Source organism: Actinosynnema pretiosum, from assembly GCF_024171695.1.
Taxonomy (GTDB): Bacteria; Actinomycetota; Actinomycetes; order Mycobacteriales; family Pseudonocardiaceae; genus Actinosynnema; species Actinosynnema pretiosum.
The window spans coordinates 1-1,432 of sequence record NZ_JAMTCF010000043.1 but is presented as its reverse complement, the minus strand read 5'-3'; the positions used below and the strand labels follow the sequence as shown (position 1 = coordinate 1,432).

Below are 1,432 nucleotides of genomic sequence, written 5' to 3'. Positions count from 1 at the left end.
CTGAGACGTGATGCATAGCCGATTGAGGCGAAGTAGAGTGATCCCATGCTGCCGAGAAAAGCCTCTAGCGAGCTTTCACGCGGCCCGTACCCCAAACCGACACAGGTGGTCAGGTAGAGAATACCGAGGCGATCGGGCGAACTGTGGTTAAGGAACTCGGCAAAATGCCCCCGTAACTTCGGGAGAAGGGGGGCCGAGGGATTTGAAGCCCTTTACGGGCTAGGATTTTTCGGCCGCAGAGACCAGCGAGAAGCGACTGTTTACTAAAAACACAGGTCCGTGCGAAGTCGCAAGACGATGTATACGGACTGACGCCTGCCCGGTGCTGGAACGTTAAGGGGACCGGTTAGCTCTTCGGGGCGAAGCTGAGAACTTAAGCGCCAGTAAACGGCGGTGGTAACTATAACCATCCTAAGGTAGCGAAATTCCTTGTCGGGTAAGTTCCGACCTGCACGAATGGCGTAACGACTTCTCGACTGTCTCAACCACAGGCCCGGCGAAATTGCACTACGAGTAAAGATGCTCGTTACGCGCGGCAGGACGGAAAGACCCCGGGACCTTTACTATAGCTTGGTATTGGTGTTCGGTTCGGCTTGTGTAGGATAGGTGGGAGACTGTGAAGCGGCCACGCCAGTGGTTGTGGAGTCGTCGTTGAAATACCACTCTGGTCGTACTGGATGTCTAACCTCGGTCCGTGATCCGGATCAGGGACAGTGCCTGGTGGGTAGTTTAACTGGGGCGGTTGCCTCCCAAAGAGTAACGGAGGCGCTCAAAGGTTCCCTCAGCCTGGTTGGCAATCAGGTGTCGAGTGCAAGTGCACAAGGGGGCTTGACTGTGAGACCGACAGGTCGAGCAGGGACGAAAGTCGGAACTAGTGATCCGGCCATGGCTTGTGGAAGCGTGGTCGCTCAACGGATAAAAGGTACCCCGGGGATAACAGGCTGATCTTGCCCAAGAGTCCATATCGACGGCATGGTTTGGCACCTCGATGTCGGCTCGTCGCATCCTGGGGCTGGAGTAGGTCCCAAGGGTTGGGCTGTTCGCCCATTAAAGCGGTACGCGAGCTGGGTTTAGAACGTCGTGAGACAGTTCGGTCCCTATCCGCCGCGCGCGTAGGATACTTGCGGAAGGCTGTCCCTAGTACGAGAGGACCGGGACGGACGAACCTCTGGTGTGCCAGTTGTCCTGCCAAGGGCATTGCTGGTTGGCTACGTTCGGAAGGGATAACCGCTGAAAGCATCTAAGCGGGAAGCTCGTTCCTAGATGAGGTGTCCCACCCCTTTGTGGGTTAAGGCCCCCAAGAGACTATTGGGTTGATAGGCCGGAGATGGAAGACCAGTAATGGTTGGAGTTGACCGGTACTAATAGGCCGAGGACTTGTCATGAAGACGCTACGCATCCACTGTGCGGTTCTGAAGGAACCGAACCGACC

The 1,432-nt window shown here is 56.3% G+C and carries 1 rRNA gene; it reads left to right on the top strand.

Features of this window, described 5'->3' with window-relative positions:
* Positions 1-1,385 (top strand): 23S ribosomal RNA (locus LV78_RS40430); the annotation flags it as partial.
* Positions 1,386-1,432: the final 47 nt, after the last annotated feature.